This is a genomic window from Halococcus saccharolyticus DSM 5350 (genome assembly GCF_000336915.1).
Taxonomy (GTDB): Archaea; Halobacteriota; Halobacteria; order Halobacteriales; family Halococcaceae; genus Halococcus; species Halococcus saccharolyticus.
The window spans coordinates 63,803-82,211 of the sequence record NZ_AOMD01000014.1 but is presented as its reverse complement, the minus strand read 5'-3'; the positions used below and the strand labels follow the sequence as shown (position 1 = coordinate 82,211).

Sequence of the window (18,409 nt, the reverse complement as noted above, 5' to 3'; positions counted from 1 at the left end):
CAAAATCTCATTGGAGCATTCAGCTTCAACGGCATCGGTGTCACCGCCGCGACCACGGGCCTTATTCACCCAGTGTTTGCGATGATCGCGATGGTCCTCTCGGTGTCAGCAGTGTTAGCAAATAGTTTCGCCGGCCAACTACTCTCTGGAGGGGGAATCAAGACGGACTTCACGATTGAGGGCGTGGAAACCGACAAAACATCCGAACCCGAGCCACCTGGGAAGAGCGAGGAGGTAACCGCCGACGAAGCGAAAGACGACGAGAAGCCAGCACGTGAGACGGCGACGTTCGACACCGGCCTGAACTGCGGTAGCTGTGAAGACCGCGTCACAGACACCCTCGACGAGCGAGACGGCGTCCGCGAGATCCATGCAGACGCCGACGAGCAGTGTGTTGAGGTCACGTTCAACCCACACCGAATCACCACCGACGAACTCCGGGAGACAATTGCCGACCTTGGCTACGAGGTCGGCTCGGTCGAACGTTGCCCTGCCTCGTCCGATTCGGCAACCCACTCCGCTACAGATCCGTGAATGTGATATACACATATCCCATGCTATACAACCTGTTCCATGGTTGACTCTGAGACGGAACCCCTAGCAGCGACAGACATCGGACGCGTTGCACTCGTCGTGAATGATCTCGACCGAATGGTTGAGTTTTACACCACTGTCATCGGGCTCGACGTACAGCATCGGGAGACTGACCGAGCGATCCTTGGAGCTGGTAGCGAGCAACTCCTTTCACTGATCGCGGATGCGACAGCGTCGGAACGGAAAGACGAGGGGATTGGGCTGTTTCATACGGCGTTTCTCGTTCCCTCGCGGGCCGCCCTCGGAAACGCACTCACCCGTGTTGAGAATCACTGGCAACTCGACGGCGCATCGGATCATCGCGTGAGTGAAGCTCTCTATCTTTCCGATCCGGAGGACAACGGTATCGAAGTGTACCGCGACAGGCCACGCGAGAAGTGGCCCCATAGGGACAACGGGATGATCGAAATCGACACGTTACCGCTTGACCTCGACTCAATCCGTGACCTTGGGCGAGAGGAGGCTACGGTCCCCGCCGAAACGACGGTCGGTCACGTTCATCTCGAAGTCTCATCGATCTCGACAGCACGCGAATTTTATGTCGACACGCTCGGAATAGGCGTGCGCCAACAGTACGGTGATTCGGCATTATTCCTCGATTATGGTGACTACCACCATCGGCTCGGACTGAATGTCTGGAACGGACGGACGTCACCATCCACAGGACGCGGTCTCCACTGGTTCGAGTTCGTACTCCCCGAACAAGACGCAGTTGATGTGATTCAACAACGACTCGGCAAACGGGGAGTTTCGTCTACCACTATCGAGAGCGGTGTGGAGGTAGCTGATCCGGATGGGATTACCCTACACCTGGTCGTCAACGACGATACTTAGTCATCGGCCTGGCCGAATCCCACCAGCATCGCGGTGACGACTCCACCAACGAGCGTGCGGAACCAGTGCGTTATTGCGCGGTAGAGCACTACGGCGGCCCCGATCTCTGGAGCCGCGATGGTGGTGGTAGCGACTATCAATGCAATGAGTGCGACGCTCACACCGCCCGCCCCACTCGGTATCGGCGCAACTGCCGCTACCGCAGCCGTCGGAACGATCGTCAAGAGGACAGGGAACGCGACGGGGGCTCCGACGGACCCTAACCAACGTGATCGTCTTGAGCGCGATCACAACGGTCGTGATATGGCTGCTCATGTTTCTCGTCTGAGTTCGTCCCAGATGTTGGCTAGCTGTTCGTCGGGGTTTATACTGGGTCGTACGATCGATAACTCGAAATCACGCTCGTCGTTGGGCCAAATAGTGATCTCCTCGATGTCGGCGCGATACTGGGTTTGGTGATGGCCGTCCTGCCTGATTTCGGTGTAGGTTGCCAACAAGGACGCCTCACTGAGGCGATCAAGTTTTCGGTAGGCCGTTAGTATGCAATCTACTCTGGGATATAATATGAATCAGCTGAGGAATCAACTCTCCCACGAAATCCATCTTCTGATCTAGTTTACTTTGCGTCGTGTTCTCGCTAAAACGATACCGGGGGTGTAGTGCTACGTTTCCTCTCTGCCCGTTCGAACGGTCAGCACTGGTATCGGTGACGTTCGCACTAACTTTTCGGTGACACTCCCCAGCATGTACCGGTCGAATCCAGTTCGACCATGTGTGCCGACGACAATGAGGTCCACATCGTGCTCGTCGATGTACGAAAGAATCTCGCCATGGATCGATGTTCCGAGTACAACTGACCCGGAAACGGGGTCGACTGAAGCGTCCGTTGCGAACTCCGTGGCGTCCTCAACGATCTCGGTCGCATTCTCTTCGAGGAACTTCACCTGCATCTGGATGCGAACATCGACGCCAAGGCTCGTGACATCGACGACCGACAGCAGATGAAGTGCGGCCGTCTCTTCAGTCGCCACGTCAACGCCCGTCTCGAGAGCTTCCCTCGCGCAATCGCTCCCGTCGGTCGGAACCAGTACGTTTCGATACGGATGAGTGACCGTGATATCGCTATCCGGTCGAATCGTGAGCACGGGGATATCCGCCCGCCTGACGACACGCTCGGTGGTGCTACCGATCAGGAGCCGTTCGAGACCCTGACGCCCATGTGTGGGCATGGCGATGACGTCGACATCGCGCAATTCGGCATAATCGAGGATCGTGCTATATGGCTCCCCCTGAAGGACCTCTGTAACAGTAGTGACCCCACGCTGACGAGCACGGTCAGCGGCATCGCGAACGATCTGTTCACCCTCCTGTTCGAGGACATCAACGACGTCACCTTGAATCTGGATAACGCTATCCCGTGTCGTGTCCGCGACGTTGAGGATGTGAACCGTTGCATCATGCGCCGCAGCGATATCGAGAACGTGATCGACGGCGACTGTTGCTCCGTTACTCCCATCGGTAGGGAGAAGGATCGTCTCAAACATACGAGATCCTACCAGCCATTGTCAGTTAAGGATTTTCCGGCCAGCGAGAGTTGCCATCCTCTGGCGGGAGGGGAAAGGGAAGCCCTTGCGCCGATAGACGAGAAATCGGGCGACCGTCGCCCAGTCGTTCAAATCGACTTGCCTGCTGCCGGAGCCGACGAGGTAGAAAAATAGAGTCACGAGTCACCGTCGAACCGAAATGACATCGGGCGTAGCGCGGGCGTACCCTTCGGTCGGGAGTCCCAACACCCCGACGCTCTGACTCGACAAGGACCCACGAATCGACTCTTCGTCCATCCGAACCTACCGTGTGCGCCCAGTTCATCGGTGGTCATCGGTTCGCCTGCTCTCGCGCGTTGACCGCCAACACCGGCATCTCGGCGTGTCTGATGAGCCGTTCCGCGGTGCTCCCGAGGAGATACCGACTCACACCCGTGCGGCCGGTCGTGGCCATCGTGATGAGGTCGACATCGTGTTCATCGGCGTACGCGAGCAGGTCGCGTGCCGGCAAGCCCTCGCTGACGCTGGTGGTGGCGTTGAGACCCGCCTCCGCGGCGCGGTCGGCAATCGCTTCGGTCGCGCGCTCGCCTTCGGCCTCGAAGCGCTCAATGAGTTCCGGTGGCGGGGTGGAGCCGGGAGTCGGGGCCATCGCGCCGACGTCGACGATGGTGACCGCGTGGACGCGAGCACCGGCTCTCTTTGCGATTTCGATGCCGTGCTCAATGGCGGCGCTCGCGGCATCACTACCATCAGTCGGGACCATCACGTCCTCGTAGTCGCCGACGAGGTTGCTGCGCTCGGTCGCTTTGGTCGTCAGCACCGGACAGGGAGCGCGGCGCACGACGTGTTCGGTCACACTGCCTGCCACATACCGACTCACTCCGGTCCGGCCGTGGGTCCCCATCGCCACCACGTCGGCGTCGTGATTGTCGGCATACTCGAGGATTGCGTCGGTGGGTCTTCCCCGCAGCACCGCCGTTTCTACTGTGTCACCGTCGAAGACGGCTTCGGTCGCCTCGATCGCCTGTTCGTTTTCGGCCTCGATACGTGCGACGAACTCCGCATCGACGCCACCGGCGTTGAACATACCACCCGCCGTTTGGATGTCGGCGGCGCTGACGAGATGGACCGTCGCGTCGAACGCCCGCGCGAGATAATTGGCGTGTTCGGCGGCACGAATCGCGTGTTCGCTGCCGTCGGTCGGAACGAGGATGGTCTCGTACATCGTTCGTCGAGTTAGTTCGCCGGCATATAAATTCAGTTGGCAGTTCCAGAGCGTGGGAACGGGCCTGTGGATTCATGCTCCCTGCGCCCGCAGTGAGCGGATCGCTTCATCTCGCTACTGGGGTAGAGTTTTGTCGATTCATCGCATAGTTCGTGCCATGAGCGAGAGTGACTCCGAAACGATGAACGAGGACGAGCGGGATGGGTTTCTCGGCAGCGGTGGCACGGGCGTCATCTCTCTATCAACTGGTGAGGAGGCGACACCACATTCGACTCCGGTCTCATATGGCTACGACGCGGCCGAATCGGTCTTTTATTTCCGGCTTACCAATGAATCCGGCGGCGCGAAGGGCGACCTTTCCGGTCGTGCCGTCTCGTTCGTGACCTACGGCAACGACGACGGGTGGAAAAGCGTCGTGGCGACCGGGCAGTTGGAGCAAACCACCGAGGAGTCGGTCGCCACCGAGAGCTTGCAAGGACTTGAACGCGTCCACATCCCGCTCATCGATATCTTCGGCAAGCCCCCGCGAGAGGTGGCCTTCGAGTTCTATCGGCTCGTTCCCGACGAGCTAACTACCCGGACGGAAACACAAACCGAACTCTGACGATCACTCAAATTAATTGAACAGAATACGATGAACACGAAAAAGCAAGCTGTAGCGAACGTCCCTAACTGTTCGGCTCGGTCTTCACGACGAGCGCAGGTCGACCCGTCAATCTGAGAACACGGTCGGTGACGCTTCCCAGAAGCGCTCGATACTCTGCCGAGCGATGTTTCGTCCCGAGGACGATCAGACTCACGTCATGCTCGTCAGCATAGTTGGTGATCCTCTCAACGGGGTCGCCGTGTTGCATGGCCGTGACGACTTCGATACCGCGGTCATCGGTGTCGGTACGTATCGTTTCGAGTGTCTCCCGTCCATGTTCGGTGAGACCGTGTTCGGGTCCCTCTGCCGAGTCGACATACTCGTCGCCGCTATACGCCGTATATACGCTCTCGTCGACCACATACAGGGCGTGTAAGTTGGCGTCGTGGGCCACAGTGAGGTCGATGGCATGAGAGGTTGCGTTTTCTGAAGCAACGGTACCATCGGTCGCGAGCAAGACTCGGTCGTACATACAAGCCGGAATTCGATGTCGGTCCGCAATATACTGTCGATCGAGAGGATGTCCCGCTTATCTCACTCACTATTTGTGACGAATATGGACTATACGCTCGTACTCGAAAGTGGATTGACCGCGATCGGTTTCGCCGTTATTGTGTATTCATTGTATGCAGAGTAACACCGTCACAATTCCTATTGTTGCCTATAGTATGGGTCGATGTGGATGCACCGCTCGCTATTGATTCTCAGTTACTGAGAACCAGCTATGTGGTATATATTGTCCGCTCCCGTCTGTTCACCTGTAGGAGGAAAACCCAATGGCAGCAAACCAGATGACCGGCGAAGCAAACACGTTCAGAAGCAACATTGGAGGGATCACCCTTACCGGGAAGGCGCACAGTCTGAGCGCGTGGTTCGTCCTCGCGCTCCGACTCATGATGGGGTATGCGTTCCTCTACTCGGGAGTGGACAAGATCCTTGCCGGTGGATTCGACGCACAGGGATATCTGGTCGGAGCGGTCCCTGAAGGGAGTCCGCTGGTGGGTCTGTTCGCGACGATGGGCCAGACTCCGTGGTTCGTCGACTTCGTGAACGTCGCCGTCCCGTGGGGTGAAGTCCTCATCGGACTTGGACTCCTCGTGGGCTTCCTGACCCGCCTCGCAGCGTTCTGGGGCGCGTTCATGATGCTCCTGTTCTACTTCGGGAACTGGGAGGTCACCCACGGCCTGATCAACGGCGACTTCGCGTACATGCTCGTGTTCCTCGCTGTGGCCGCCTTCGGTGCCGGGCGCATCCTCGGCCTCGACGCCATCGTCGAGCAGCACGAGATCGACGGCCAGCCACTCATCGAGCGCTACCCGAAACTGGACTACATCCTCGGGTGATCGTCACCCGGGGGTTGCTCTATACGACGATACCCGTCTGGAATGAGTGATGCCAAACTACAAACACCACTGAGATACAACAACACATGATGTACGATACCATTCTCGTCCCAACGGACGGCAGTAAGGGAGCGAACGCTGCGGCGCGACACGGACTGAGGCTGGCGGAGGCGTTCGACAGCCAGGTCCGGTTTCTGAGCGTCGTCGACGATCGAACGTACAGTAGCGGTCTCGCAGGTATCGACTCGGAGGCGAACGACCAACGGGAAGCGCTCGAACGACAAGCCACTGACGCGCTCCAAGTGCTCGAAGAACTCGGAGACGAAACGCCAACCACGTACCAGACGGCGGTCGAACACGGTGTCCCACACGAGATGATTCTTTCCTACGCCGACGAGCACGATGTGGATCTGATCTCGATGGGCACCCATGGACGAACCGGCCTCGATCGATATCTTCTCGGCAGCGTCGCCGAACGCGTCGTCAGGACGAGTGATGTTCCTGTTCTCACTTCTCAGTCCGAACCTGAAGAGAGCTCGGGGTATGACAGAATTCTGATTCCGACCGACGGAAGCGATACCGCAACCGCCGCCGTCGACCACGGTCTGGCCATCGCAGAACAGTACGACGCGACAGTCCACGTGCTATCGGTCGTCGATCTCAGTGCTGTGGTAGGTTCGTACGATGTCGCACCCATGATCGAGTCGTGGAAAGAACGATGTGAGCGAACTGTCGAGGGTGTCGCTGAGGAGAGTGAAAATCGCGGTCTCGATGTCGTCACTGACGTTGTAGAGGGGACACCCTACCGAGCGATACAGCAGTACATCGAAAGCGAGGAAATCGATCTCGTCTCGATGGGCACCCATGGTCGGACCGGGCTCGGACGTTATCTCATCGGTAGCGTGACCGCGCGTACCGTCAGAACGAGCGAGATTCCGGTTCTCACAGTCTGATGAATCCACGCAGCGAGACGCTTTCTTCTCAAGATTCGATGACTGTTCCGACCATGAGCTGTTCATCGGGGGAATCGTTCAGGGTTCGCCACCTCATGCATTATTACACTACCGACAAATTCACGACCGATGGGTGATCTCTCGGAGCTATTCGCGCCTTCGACCGTGGCCGTCGTCGGTGCAACCGAGCGTGAAGGCTCGGTCGGGCGGGCGGTCACCGCCAATTTACTCGAGTTCGATGGGGAGGTGGTACCCGTCAACCCGAACAAGGAGACAGTATTCGACCGCGAGTGCTATCCCGACCTCGGCTCGGTTCCCGATCCTGTGGACCTCGCGGTAGTAGTCGTACCAGCCGCTGTCGCTGTCGAGGTCGTCCGTGATGCGGGGGCGGCTGGCATCGAGAACGTCGTCGTGCTCACTGCTGGCTTCGGTGAAGCAGGCAGCAAGGGAGCTACTCGTGAACGTAAACTCCGCGAGACAGCCAGCGAGTATGGCCTGAATCTCGTCGGACCGAACAGCGTTGGTGTGATGAGTACGTCGGTGAACATGAACGCGACATTTGGGCCCGAGAGCGCTCAAGACGGCTCGATCTCCTTCATGAGTCAATCGGGTGCGTTCATCACTGCAGTGCTGGACTGGGCGAACGACCGCGACATCGGTTTTCGCGACGTGGTTTCGCTCGGCAACAAGGCCGTCCTCAACGAACGCGATTTCGTCGAGGCATGGGGTGAGAGCGACGACACCGATGTCATTATCGGATATCTGGAAGATATCGCCGACGGCGGTGCATTCATCGAGACAGCACAGGAGGTCACTCAGGAAACGCCGATCGTGGTCGTGAAATCCGGTCGGACGGAGGCGGGCGCACAAGCAGCCTCCTCGCACACGGGGGCGATCGCTGGCAGCGAGCGCGCGTACGAGGCGGGCCTCGAACAGGCGGGCGTTATTCGCGCGGAAACAGTCGAAGAGCTGTTCGACGCCGCGAGCATGCTCGACGGGCAGCCACTCCCGGAGAACGAGGCGGTTGCTGTCATCACAAACGCGGGAGGACCGGGGGTGCTGGCGACCGATGCAGTCGGTGACTCTCGACTGGAGTTGGCCTCCTTCACTGATGACACACTCGGATCGTTCGAGGAGGTCCTCCCGGAAGAAGCGAACATCTACAACCCAGTGGACGTGCTCGGTGACGCAGCAGCCGAGCGCTTCAGCGACGCGCTCGATATGGCGCTCTCCGATGCAAACGTCGGCGCAGCACTCGTGCTCGCTTGTCCGACGGCGATACTCTCCTTCGAAGAACTCGCTGAAATCACGAGCACGACACAGGACGAGCATGACCTTCCGGTGGCCGCCTGTCTGATGGGCGGGGAGTCAACGCACGAAGCACGCGATATCCTCGACGACGCTGGCATTCCGACCTACTTTGACCCGTCGCGGGCGGTTACGGGTCTCGCTTCACTTGCGCGCTATCGAGAAGTTTCGACCCGCGAGTACGAAGCTCCAGCGTCGTTCGACGTTGATCGCGAGCGGGCTCGAGATATCATCCAGCAGGCGGCCGAACGCCCCTCGAATACGCTCGGCGTCGAAGCGATGGATCTGCTTGATGCCTACGGTATTCCGACGCCGCAAGGGGCAGTCGTGGACACCCCGACCGAGGCCGAGCGTCTCGCGACCGATATCGACGGCGACGTTGTCATGAAGATCGCCAGTCCGGACATTCAGCACAAATCCGACATCGGCGGCGTTCGCGTCGGTGTACCTGACGATGAGGTGGCCGATGCCTACGAGGACCTCGTTGCTCGCGCGAAGAACTACCAGCCGAACGCTACCGTGCTCGGCGTCCAACTTCAGGAACAGATCGACCTTGACACCGGAATCGAAACCATCGTGGGAATAAACCGCGACCCACAATTCGGTCCCCTACTGTTGTTCGGCCTCGGGGGTATCTTTGTCGAGATACTCGAGGACGTCGCCGTCAGGGTCGCACCCGTGAGCGAATCGATGGCTACGGAGATGGTCGATGAAATCGATGCCGCGCCATTGCTCCGCGGGGCTCGGGGGCGCGAGTCCGTCGACGAGACAGCACTCATTGAAACGCTCCAGCGCATCTCGCAGTTGGTGGCTGATTTTCCTGCCCTCCTCGAACTCGACATCAACCCGCTCGTTGCCACGCCTGAGGGAGTCGTGGCGGTGGATCTCGCGGCAACCATCGATCCGGAGGAACTCGACCAATGAACCCGATACTGTTCACTTCGACCGACGAAAGCACCGGGAAGACGGCCATCGCACTCGCAGTCGCGCGCATCGCCGACGAACGAGGCGTGAAGACTGGCTACATGAAACCGAAAGGCACGCGCCTGCAAAGCAACGTCGGGAAGACCCTCGACGAGGATCCGCTGCTCGCACGCAAGTTACTTGACCTCGACGCCGAGGTTCACGAATTAGAGCCGGTGGTGTACTCACAGACGCTCATCGAGAGCGCACTTCGGGGTCAAGCCGATTCAGAAGAGTTGCGTGAGCGCATCACAGAAAGCTATCGCGGACTCGCCGACGATCAGGACTTAATAGTGGTGGAGGGGGGCAACCGACTCTCGACGGGAGGGATTATCGACCTCACCGACCGAGCAGTCGCGGAGCTGCTCGATGCGCGGGTGGTACTCATCACACACTACGACGAGCCCGGCGATGTGGACGATCTCCTCGCGGCGATCCAGCAGCTCGGTGAGGTTGATGGCGTACTGTTCAACGGTGTGTCGGACGACGACTATGATGACGTGATGACCGACGTCATCCCCTTCCTCGAAAACCGGGGGATACCGATCCTTGGCGTGGTGCCCCACCAGCGTGCGCTCGCGGGCATCACGGTTGCAGACCTCGCCGACGAACTCGGAGCACGGATCCTTACTGACGAGGCTCCCCTGGATGGACTCCTCGAACGGGTCACCGTCGGTGCGATGGGTCCCGAAGCTGCGCTCGGGCAGTTCCGTCGCACGCGCTCGGCCGCAATGATCACCGGCGGCGACCGGCCCGAGATTCAGACCGCAGCACTGCAAGCGTCCGGCGTCATCTGTCTGCTCCTCACCGGTGGACATAGCCCTCCACAGGCCGTTCTCGGACGCGCCGAGGAGGCTGGCGTGCCGGTACTACTCGTCTCCTCCGATACGATCACGGCTGTCGACCGTGCCGAAGACGCCATCGACTCCGGCCCAGCACGGAGTGCTGACACCGTCGAACGGATGCAGTCGCTGCTCACGGAGCATCTCGATATCGACACATTACTCGATTGCGAGTAGACTCAGGCGTCTTCGCCTGTCGGTGCGAAGATCAGAACGGCGCTGCTTTCTTCGATCGCGTACGGTGAGATCTCACGGTCGCCACTGAATCGAGCGAGGTCTCCAGCGGACAACGAATACTCCTCATCATCGAGCGTGAGTTCGAGTTGCCCTTCGAGCAAATGCAAGACGATACTCGTTCCCGGATGTTGGTGTCGAGGAATCCGTTGCTCGGCAGCAAGCTGGAGTCGGACGGTACGCGGTTCGCGTCGCTCGAACACCTCTGCATGTGGCGTTTCTTCGAGATCATCGATGGTGGTGATGTCAACCATGATTTGAGTATTGATTGGGACCCGCGTTGCCCCTGGCGTCTCTCTCTTCGGAGGGAGTCTATTCGACTCTTTGTCCGAACATGGTCGGGCGAAGAGGCATTGCTCACTACCGCGGTTCCTGAGGCTCCGGAGGTGTATTCTGCCCGAGAACAGATATCGGGAAGAGCGTTCCCCAGATTCCGTGGGGACTGTGCTTGTGAATGACCAGTAGCATATTACCGACGAAGACGCAGAATCCAACGACGGTACTGACACCTCCGAGAGCCCAGGAAATGGCTGGAAGACTGAGCCGTTCAGCGAGAACAAGTAGCGCTGTTCCGAGCACCACTGCAACGAAGTCGATAGTAGCAAGCCGACTGTCGTAGAGGTCGTCGATCATCGGGACTTTCTCATACCCGAGCACGTCGCTGTAGCGATGAACCCAGATAACGAACGGGATGATATGGTAGAGCGTTCCGAGGACGACGAAACCGATGACGCCGAGAAGAAGTAGGTGAGTGGTGCCGGACGCACCGAATATCGTTTCCCGGGTGAGAGGCGCAGTTAACCAAGCAGGTACGGCGAGCGTCGCCCAGAGTATGATCGCCGGGACGACCATCGCGTACCGCGAAAGCATCGGTGTCCAGTCGACTTGCGTCTCGTACAGCCGGCGAAATAAGATCACGCTGAGCCCGAGAAGGCTCGCGACGATGAGCATCCCCCCGATCTGAGCCATAGAACGGATCGCTAAGAGTCGGCCCAGGGCGAGCGCTACTACGCCAATCGGGTAGGCGACCTCCTCGAATCGCCGTAGGGGTACGTCGATTCCGTGGAGTTTGGTCTGTGTGAACATCGTCGCCAACTGGTAGAGTGCTCCGATAATGGTCGTGAGAACCGCACCGAAGACCGCGAGTGTCGCATGCGTCATGACGATTTGGTCTCGCGGGATCGACAGCGACGCGAACACTGGTTCGATGAAATCTATCGCCAGTAGCAGGCCTAGGGCTGTCAACAAAACGAAGAAACCGAGGGCGAGGGCAAAGTGGCGTTCAGTCGTATCGAGCGGGCGTGCAGTCGCCAGCGTACGTCCGATATTATACACGAACATCCAGAATCCGACGAGCATCAACGTCGCGAACAGCGGCAGCCACCAGTTGATGCCGGTGATTAGTGTCGCTGTGAATCCAGTGAGCCCCCCAGTAACGAACCATAGTTGGACGACGGCAAATCGGCGTGAATAGAGTTGAGTTCCGGACCAGACGGGAACGAACTGCGTCATCGCACCCATGATCGTAATACAGACCCAGCCCGCGAGCAGCAGATGGAGGTGTGTCAGTGTTGCTAATCCAGGGAGCAAGTCGAGGGTACTGCCGACGCCGACAACTCCGCCGATGAGAAGGAATCCGAGTCCGACGATGAAGTGACGCAACGGAACCGTCATCGGGGGCTGCTGGTCAGTATCAAGATTCCCCGGAATCACGCTCATAGATCTCGACTACGGCGGCGACTCACCTTGCTCTGTTTCCGAACACGTTCGATATCGCTCAACGAAGAGCGATCTGGTGTTCCGCCGTGGATCAAGAGACAGCAGAACTACGACCGAATATGTTCCCAATAACTATTATCAGGTTCCCTTAGAAACAGCCCACGTATGGCGGCAATTACGGCCCAAATCGCGCCAACGGTACTCATGGGCTTTGTCCTTTTGGGCGTAGTGGTCTGGCTCACCCGGATCGAGGACTGGCGATCGTACACGCCGCTTGCGGGCGGGAGCGGAGCTGTTAGTGAAGAGAGTGGCTATGCACATGAGGAAAAGCCCGGTGGGATCATTCGATGGTTCACGACGGTCGATCACAAGGACATCGGAATGCTGTACGGAGCCTACGCAGTCATCGCGTTCTCTGTCGGCGGGATCATGGTCATGCTGATGCGAGCGGAGCTCATCGCGCCCGCCACCGACGTCATCGGCGCAGAGTTCTACAACTCGCTGTTGACGAGTCACGGTATCACGATGCTGTTCCTGTTCGGGACACCCGTGCTCGCGGCGTTCGGGAACTACTTCATTCCTCTCCTGATCGGCGCGGACGACATGGCGTTCCCGCGGATCAACGCCATCGCGTTCTGGCTCCTCCCGCCCGGCGCGCTTTTGATCTGGGGCGGATTTTTCACTGCGCCGATCGCGAGCCTCGACATCGTTCCGGCACAGACCGCGTGGACGATGTACACCCCGCTGGCGGCGGGCGTTGGCAGCGGCACTCAGGCGAACGTCGGCGTCGACTTCATGCTGCTCGGTCTCCACCTTACCGGCGTCTCGGCGACCATGGGGGCAATCAACTTCATCGCCACCATCTTCACCGAGCGCGGTCCCGACGTGAACTGGGCGAACCTCGATATGTTTTCATGGACCATGCTGACTCAGTCCGGGCTGATTCTGTTCGCGTTCCCACTGCTCGGCAGCGCTCTCATCATGCTGCTGCTCGACCGCAACTTCGCGACGACCTTCTTTGCGGCCGGGGAGGGTGGCGGGCCGATCCTCTGGCAGCACCTCTTTTGGTTCTTCGGCCACCCTGAGGTGTACATCCTCGTCTTGCCGCCGATGGGGCTCGTCAGTCTGATACTGCCGAAATTCTCGGGGCGGAAGCTGTTCGGGTTCAAGTTCGTGGTCTACTCGACGCTGGCGATCGGAGTCCTCTCCTTTGGCGTCTGGGCCCACCACATGTTCGCGACCGGGATCGACCCGCGGATCCGGGCGAGCTTCATGGCCGTGTCACTGGCAATTGCGATCCCGAGTGCGGTTAAGACGTTCAACTGGACCACTACAATGTGGGGTGGTAACGTCAAACTGACCGCACCGATGCTGTTCTGTATCGGGTTCGTTTCGAACTTCATCATCGGCGGCGTGACTGGCGTGTTCCTCGCTGCGATCCCGGTGAACCTCGTACTCCACGACACCTACTACGTGGTCGGTCACTTCCACTACATTGTGATGGGCGCCATCGGCTTTGCGGTGTTCGCCGGACTATACTACTGGTATCCGATCTTTACTGGGAAGATGTACCAACGGAAGTTGGCGAAGGCTCACTTCTGGCTCTCGATGATCGGGACCAATCTCACGTTCTTCGCGATGCTGTACCTCGGCTATCTCGGGATGCCCCGGCGGTACGCAACGTACGATTTCCCGATCGGACCGGTGAACATCATCACCGTTTTCCACCAGATCGCGACGCTCGGCGCGCTGATCATCTTCGTCGGCCAGGTCATCTGGGTCTGGAACTTCGTCCAATCGTGGTACGAAGCCCCCTCGATGGAGGATGTCGATCCGTGGAACCTGAAGGAGACCGGTCAGTTCACTCACGAGTGGCAGTGGCACGAACGCCGGACCGAGACCGCGATCGCCGATGGTGGAGAAGATACAGAAAGTGGGGCTACGGAGAACCAATCCCGATAGCCGAAGGTCGGTTCACACCACTACTCCACGGATCAGATAGTGTCGACAGTACGCAATATACTATCTGCATTTTGTCAAGAAAAGTCTCATGAACGCCCCCCAGACTAGCGCTTTCGAATCCACCGATTGCGAAGTCGAATATACCTCCACAGACGACACAGAGAATCCGATGTGAAAATCTCACGACCAATGCGCATCGTCCGGTCGACTCAACGGGCGTGTGGACGGACTCTCGCGGCGAACGCGTCCGGGACAATGTGTTTCGGCGGCGGGTTTGTGGCAGACGACAATCAGTGGACCTCCCCGATCGCTACTCCGGGGACAGTGCCCGCCAGCATCGCCACACACGCTCGCTTTCGTGGTCCGACGATCTGTGCTTTCGTCGTACGATCGTAGCTCTTGTCGCCCAGGGATCGCAGGCGTAAATCGAGTCAGGGGGAGTAGGTTGAAGATGAGCGATCCCAACTATGTCAAAGTCTCCCCCCGGGTGTGCATTTTGATCGCACAACCGTAGGCCTTTCGCCAACGCGAGTGGGCTGCTGATCGATCTCAGCGAACACGCATATTAGGACTGATAGAGTCGTTTTTGTACAGTATTTCTACGATCTCAGTCGCGTTGCACCGGACGCTATTGAGCCGTTCTGCGTAGTGAAAGAGAAGTACACCGACCATGCGGATATCCTCCAGAACTCGGTGTATCACACGAGCCGAGGGAGTAATACCGTCTTCATGATGCAGGACCGGCTGTCGGCCGAGCAGGCGGTCGAACAGGGCGCGACACCGCTTGCCGACTCGGACACCAGCTTTCGATTGTAACTGGCCGATTTCAGATAGGGCAAGCGCATCGTCACTTGCCCTCCGGAGCATGGGTTGAGCGTGCTCGTCAGGTGTTTCGGGGAGGCTTAGCCTCACGAACCCTGCCGTTCTCGCGGAGCGGATCCAGACAGTTTGGACAGACACGCACGGTATCCATCTCGGAGGGGGCAAACACTCGCACGTACTATTCGGTCACGAAGCCACTGCAATTCTCACACTCAGGCATACCCGATCGCCCTCGCAACACTCCAATGTAGCTACCGACTCACGACGGAACTGACACGATGAGTGGGTCATCCCGCGTCTCGAACGTCTTGGCTTATTTCCGCACTTTCGCGGTGTTGCTCTCCGTGAATCGCTGGTCGACTGTAAACCGTCGCTTGAGTTCCTCCACTAGCCGTCCTCCCCACGTTCTCGAGTGGTTACGAGAATCGACCGATCGACCGGCTTGCGATCGCTCAACGCTATACCCACCGCACTCGGGACAAATGTAATACTCAAGACAGAACGCTTCGCCACACCCACGGCAAACGTACCGGGAATCGGCGTCTTGCTCCTGCGTCCAATTGGTGAGTACTCCCATATCACACACCGATACCTCAATACAACGGCCATAAAAGTTATATACTTTGTGGAGAATCGCGTCGGACCCATGAGCTCCAAATCTCTCATCGGTACGATACAGCATTCGGACACTGATGAAGGGAGGGCGAGTACCTTTCTGTGTGAGCCCCTTACACTGGCTATGAGTATCAGGAGTCCGTTGAGCGAGGCGAAATGCACTGAATGTGGTCAGGTGACGCTGACGGAAGACTGGCAGGATGTCAACTATTGTGCCAGTTGTGGTGTCGCGTTCGATTCAGCCGATACCGATCGAGATGACCATCTCGCAGTCGGACTGATGCTCTCACATGATGAGGTCACGCAGTTGGACAATGGCAAAGAAGTCACACTCACCCGCTCGATAAGTAATAGCCAACTCCTTACTGTCGATCTCCTCCGAGAACTCTCATAAATACCGGCACACGGACGCCAAATTTTCTATCCACAGTATATATATTGATATAGTGATAAATTCGGTTTCTATCGTTACGTCCGTGTCTGAGACGTGGATTATCGGGGGTCAAGACGACGAGACACCACTCGCGAAACGATCAAATCAGTTCGGCGAGACACCCGGCTCAAGCCACTTCTCGTCGCCGCACCGAGTACAAACCCAGACCATCCGAGGCGGTTGTTCTCGGGGTGTTATCCCGAGTCTGTCCTCAGTCGTGATTCCCGCTGGCTCGTAGTCGTGCCACCCGAATCGGCACTCCCACTCCAAGATGTCTGTCATACCCATTGATTTCATCTCATGCTGGTGGGCATCAAGTCAGCTTCTTTCAGCTCTCACCGACCGCACTCCCTGGGGAGAATTCGGTCAACTCCTCGATTTCCTGTTCCAGTCGGTCGATCTCTTGGCGCAGCACCTCCGCCTCGGGATCGTCGCTCACCGCGAGTCGGTCTTTGAGCCCCTGTAAGCGGGTCTCCTTGCGTTCTTCGTCGACATCGGCCTTCCGGACGTACTCGTTCTCGGAGACGTCGTAGACGGCTGACTCCGGCACGGAGACCACTTCCAACGCTTCGTCGACCTTCCCACGGTCGACGCCCACCAACTGTTCGTGATCGATACCGCTTCCTTCGAACGCTTCCAGCACCGTCTTGTCGTCTTTCAGCGAACGATTCCGGCGAGTCGTGCGCTGGACCGATCCGTACTGGCCGTGAGCCGGCCGGTCGTGTTGCACCCGGTCGAGGAGTATATCGGTGACATCCTTACGAAGGTCGTTCGCGTTGCGCTGAACGTCCGAGAGCAGGGTATAGAGATTGACGAGATCGGGCGTGTCGATCCCGTCGAGATCAGTCGGGTCCTCGCGTTCGAGTGCGTCGATCAACAACAGGGCGTCCGCATACACCGAGACGTCCGACTCCGCACGCTCGTCGGCCTGATCGTCGTCATCAGCTATGGTCGAGAGATGGGGCGTGTCGTCGAGGACGGCACTCTCGTCGGCCTCCTCGAGTTCAATGACTCGCCCCTCTTGCTGGTCGAGCACGTATCGCGGATGGAGCGCGAGCACCGCTGCGTAGGGTTCGGCCTTCGGCGGCAGTCGTTCGAGATCGTACCCGTCGCTGGCGGACTCTCGTGTGTGCTCGACGAGCGCTTCGAACTGCTCGCGCTGGAGCGGTTGTGAGTCGCCCGTATCGGTGTCCTCGATGATGACGCGCTGCTGCTGGACGCCAGTAACCCGGAATCGCCCAGTCGACAGCGGGGTGATGAGCGTGGCGTCCTCAGGGAGTTCCTCACAGCGCTCGATCAGCATCCCCCAGGTCGCCCCGAACGGCGCAGTCATATCCATCCCTCTCGCCTGCACGCATGAAAACGCTCCCCTGCCAGATGCCACGTTTCGAATGAAACGACGCTTGTGGTCGTCCTACCGTTCACGCCTACGGATTCAACGATACTCGGAAATATCCCGATATGGAACGTAGTATCCGAAGTCGTCGATCCACGTCGTGAGCCACTCGTTGGCAGTCGGCTCGTCAATCCGCCCAGCATCGATAGCTGCCAGCAACACACCAACGGACCCGACCACTGTGACACCTTGCTCTTTCGAGAATGACCGGGCGTCGCCGTCATCGGTCAAGAGGCGGCCATCGTGGACATCAGCAAGCGCGAATGCCTGCGCCTCCCCAGGATCGAGATGCCCCCGAACGATCGCTTCGCGGTTCGCTACCGTCTCCGATATCGGTGCCACCGGGATACACTCATCAATCGCATCGACCGCTGGACTGAGGTACGGGTGGTCAGCCACTCCAGCTTCGAGTTCCTCCCTGACGACCGGCACCGTGCAGATACCCGACAGCCCCGCCAGCACATCCACTCGATCAATCGACGAAAAGTTCGAGAGGACTGTCGTGTTCAGGACAGTTGGGTTCGTGGGAACGTCGCTTGACGTCATTCCGACGGCGTCGTCGCATCGGCTTCGTCCTCGTCACTGAATTCGAGCGTGCGGGCGGCCTCGGCTTCGTACTCGGCATCCGTCTCGTCGGCGAGGCCAAGACGGAGGTCAACGCCGTGATCGCGGAGGATTTCCCGCATCGTCCAGCGGTCTTCACCTGCCAGTCGGGCAGCATCCCCGAGCGTGATCGTCTCGTTCTCGTAGAGCGTGACAGCCGCGACCAGTCGTTCGTTGTCGTGATCGTCGAAGTACTCCCGTGCGAATTCGCGGAGCGCATCGCTTTTCCCACCGAACACGCCGGCCTCGACAGTTCCCTCGATGAGGAGTTCCAGGTCCTCCGGGTACGAGCCGGTGATACGCGCCATTGGTCTGTTTCTCACCTACGTCTTCATACTATTTATGAACTCCGTCTCACTCGACGGCTAATCGA

At 58.7% G+C, this 18,409-nt stretch carries 18 protein-coding genes; 9 read left to right on the top strand and 9 right to left on the bottom strand.

Annotated features, from left to right (window positions below):
- Both C449_RS04715 and C449_RS04710 read left to right on the top strand, forming a co-directional pair.
- Positions 1-534: heavy-metal-associated domain-containing protein (locus C449_RS04715; protein ID WP_006076811.1), on the top strand; the 534-nt coding region annotated here is incomplete at its 5' end.
- 39 nt (positions 535-573) lie between these two features.
- On the top strand, positions 574-1,428 hold the full coding sequence (locus C449_RS04710) for a VOC family protein (RefSeq protein WP_006076810.1): 855 nt from the start codon (positions 574-576) through the stop codon (positions 1,426-1,428).
- Here C449_RS04710 and C449_RS18065 read toward each other — a convergent pair.
- The 3 genes from C449_RS18065 to C449_RS04695 all read right to left on the bottom strand — a co-directional run bounded on the left by C449_RS18065 (position 1,425) and on the right by C449_RS04695 (position 4,197).
- Positions 1,425-1,589, bottom strand: coding sequence for a hypothetical protein (locus C449_RS18065; RefSeq protein ID WP_161606438.1), 165 nt, complete (start codon positions 1,587-1,589; stop codon positions 1,425-1,427). The two genes, C449_RS04710 and C449_RS18065, sit on opposite strands and share 4 nt — an antisense overlap.
- Before the next feature lie 501 nt (positions 1,590-2,090).
- Positions 2,091-2,972, bottom strand: a complete 882-nt coding sequence (locus C449_RS04700; RefSeq protein WP_006076809.1) for a universal stress protein — start codon at positions 2,970-2,972, stop codon at positions 2,091-2,093.
- Positions 2,973-3,303: 331 nt separating this feature from the next.
- Positions 3,304-4,197 carry a universal stress protein gene (locus tag C449_RS04695; protein ID WP_006076808.1) on the bottom strand — a complete coding sequence of 298 codons (894 nt, stop codon included), beginning with the start codon at positions 4,195-4,197 and terminating at the stop codon, positions 3,304-3,306.
- 157 nt (positions 4,198-4,354) lie between these two features.
- Here C449_RS04695 and C449_RS04690 point away from each other — a divergent pair, with 157 nt between their 5' ends.
- Positions 4,355-4,801: a pyridoxamine 5'-phosphate oxidase family protein gene (locus C449_RS04690; protein ID WP_006076807.1), complete on the top strand. Its 447-nt coding sequence runs from the start codon at positions 4,355-4,357 to the stop codon at positions 4,799-4,801.
- A 64-nt stretch (positions 4,802-4,865) separates the two neighbouring features.
- Here the strand turns inward: C449_RS04690 and C449_RS04685 are convergent, their stop codons facing one another.
- A complete protein-coding gene (locus tag C449_RS04685; protein ID WP_006076806.1) occupies positions 4,866-5,315 on the bottom strand; it encodes a universal stress protein in 450 nt (149 codons plus the stop codon).
- A 15-nt stretch (positions 5,316-5,330) separates the two neighbouring features.
- Here C449_RS04685 and C449_RS19045 point away from each other — a divergent pair, with 15 nt between their 5' ends.
- The 5 genes from C449_RS19045 to C449_RS04665 all read left to right on the top strand — a co-directional run bounded on the left by C449_RS19045 (position 5,331) and on the right by C449_RS04665 (position 10,429).
- Positions 5,331-5,480 (top strand): DUF7521 family protein, encoded by a 150-nt coding sequence (locus C449_RS19045; protein ID WP_449271582.1) that lies wholly within the window; start codon positions 5,331-5,333, stop codon positions 5,478-5,480.
- 139 nt (positions 5,481-5,619) lie between these two features.
- Complete coding sequence (locus C449_RS04680; protein WP_006076805.1) at positions 5,620-6,186, top strand: DoxX family protein; 567 nt, start codon at positions 5,620-5,622, stop codon at positions 6,184-6,186.
- An 89-nt stretch (positions 6,187-6,275) separates the two neighbouring features.
- Entirely contained in the window at positions 6,276-7,139 is an 864-nt protein-coding gene (locus C449_RS04675) for a universal stress protein (RefSeq protein ID WP_193790576.1), read from the top strand.
- 129 nt (positions 7,140-7,268) lie between these two features.
- Positions 7,269-9,371: an acetate--CoA ligase family protein gene (locus C449_RS04670; protein ID WP_006076803.1), complete on the top strand. Its 2,103-nt coding sequence runs from the start codon at positions 7,269-7,271 to the stop codon at positions 9,369-9,371.
- Positions 9,368-10,429: a phosphotransacetylase family protein gene (locus C449_RS04665; RefSeq protein WP_006076802.1), complete on the top strand. Its 1,062-nt coding sequence runs from the start codon at positions 9,368-9,370 to the stop codon at positions 10,427-10,429. Before C449_RS04670 ends, C449_RS04665 begins: the two co-directional genes overlap by 4 nt.
- Positions 10,430-10,431: 2 nt before the next feature.
- Here the strand turns inward: C449_RS04665 and C449_RS04660 are convergent, their stop codons facing one another.
- Both C449_RS04660 and C449_RS04655 read right to left on the bottom strand, forming a co-directional pair.
- Positions 10,432-10,740, bottom strand: coding sequence for a cupin domain-containing protein (locus tag C449_RS04660; protein WP_006076801.1), 309 nt, complete (start codon positions 10,738-10,740; stop codon positions 10,432-10,434).
- Between the two features lie 106 nt (positions 10,741-10,846).
- Positions 10,847-12,205 carry a hypothetical protein gene (locus tag C449_RS04655; RefSeq protein ID WP_006076800.1) on the bottom strand — a complete coding sequence of 453 codons (1,359 nt, stop codon included), beginning with the start codon at positions 12,203-12,205 and terminating at the stop codon, positions 10,847-10,849.
- 204 nt (positions 12,206-12,409) lie between these two features.
- On the opposite strand from C449_RS04655, the gene C449_RS04650 reads away from it, so the two are divergent.
- Positions 12,410-14,167, top strand: coding sequence for a cbb3-type cytochrome c oxidase subunit I (locus C449_RS04650; protein WP_006076799.1), 1,758 nt, complete (start codon positions 12,410-12,412; stop codon positions 14,165-14,167).
- Positions 14,168-16,365: 2,198 nt separating this feature from the next.
- Here C449_RS04650 and C449_RS04635 read toward each other — a convergent pair.
- From C449_RS04635 to C449_RS04625, 3 genes are all read right to left on the bottom strand, one after another.
- Positions 16,366-17,370, bottom strand: coding sequence for a hypothetical protein (locus C449_RS04635; protein ID WP_049913886.1), 1,005 nt, complete (start codon positions 17,368-17,370; stop codon positions 16,366-16,368).
- A 102-nt stretch (positions 17,371-17,472) separates the two neighbouring features.
- Entirely contained in the window at positions 17,473-17,979 is a 507-nt protein-coding gene (locus C449_RS04630; protein WP_006076795.1) for a hypothetical protein, read from the bottom strand.
- Positions 17,976-18,344 (bottom strand): UPF0175 family protein, encoded by a 369-nt coding sequence (locus C449_RS04625; RefSeq protein WP_006076794.1) that lies wholly within the window; start codon positions 18,342-18,344, stop codon positions 17,976-17,978. Before C449_RS04625 ends, C449_RS04630 begins: the two co-directional genes overlap by 4 nt.
- Positions 18,345-18,409: the final 65 nt, after the last annotated feature.

Bases quoted from the DNA above. Each gene is read 5' to 3' on its own strand.
- C449_RS04695 (WP_006076808.1), bottom strand. From the start codon at position 4,197: ATGTACGAGACCATCCTCGTTCCGACCGACGGCAGCGAACACGCGATT.
- C449_RS04635 (WP_049913886.1), bottom strand. From the start codon at position 17,370: ATGACTGCGCCGTTCGGGGCGACCTGGGGGATGCTGATCGAGCGCTGT.
- C449_RS04630 (WP_006076795.1), bottom strand. From the start codon at position 17,979: ATGACGTCAAGCGACGTTCCCACGAACCCAACTGTCCTGAACACGACA.
- C449_RS04625 (WP_006076794.1), bottom strand. From the start codon at position 18,344: ATGGCGCGTATCACCGGCTCGTACCCGGAGGACCTGGAACTCCTCATC.
- C449_RS04665 (WP_006076802.1), top strand. From the start codon at position 9,368: ATGAACCCGATACTGTTCACTTCGACCGACGAAAGCACCGGGAAGACG.
- C449_RS04680 (WP_006076805.1), top strand. From the start codon at position 5,620: ATGGCAGCAAACCAGATGACCGGCGAAGCAAACACGTTCAGAAGCAAC.
- C449_RS04690 (WP_006076807.1), top strand. From the start codon at position 4,355: ATGAGCGAGAGTGACTCCGAAACGATGAACGAGGACGAGCGGGATGGG.
- C449_RS04700 (WP_006076809.1), bottom strand. From the start codon at position 2,972: ATGTTTGAGACGATCCTTCTCCCTACCGATGGGAGTAACGGAGCAACA.
- C449_RS04710 (WP_006076810.1), top strand. From the start codon at position 574: ATGGTTGACTCTGAGACGGAACCCCTAGCAGCGACAGACATCGGACGC.
- C449_RS04670 (WP_006076803.1), top strand. From the start codon at position 7,269: ATGGGTGATCTCTCGGAGCTATTCGCGCCTTCGACCGTGGCCGTCGTC.
- C449_RS04675 (WP_193790576.1), top strand. From the start codon at position 6,276: ATGTACGATACCATTCTCGTCCCAACGGACGGCAGTAAGGGAGCGAAC.
- C449_RS04655 (WP_006076800.1), bottom strand. From the start codon at position 12,205: ATGAGCGTGATTCCGGGGAATCTTGATACTGACCAGCAGCCCCCGATG.
- C449_RS04650 (WP_006076799.1), top strand. From the start codon at position 12,410: ATGGGCTTTGTCCTTTTGGGCGTAGTGGTCTGGCTCACCCGGATCGAG.
- C449_RS19045 (WP_449271582.1), top strand. From the start codon at position 5,331: ATGTCGGTCCGCAATATACTGTCGATCGAGAGGATGTCCCGCTTATCT.
- C449_RS04685 (WP_006076806.1), bottom strand. From the start codon at position 5,315: ATGTACGACCGAGTCTTGCTCGCGACCGATGGTACCGTTGCTTCAGAA.
- C449_RS04660 (WP_006076801.1), bottom strand. From the start codon at position 10,740: ATGGTTGACATCACCACCATCGATGATCTCGAAGAAACGCCACATGCA.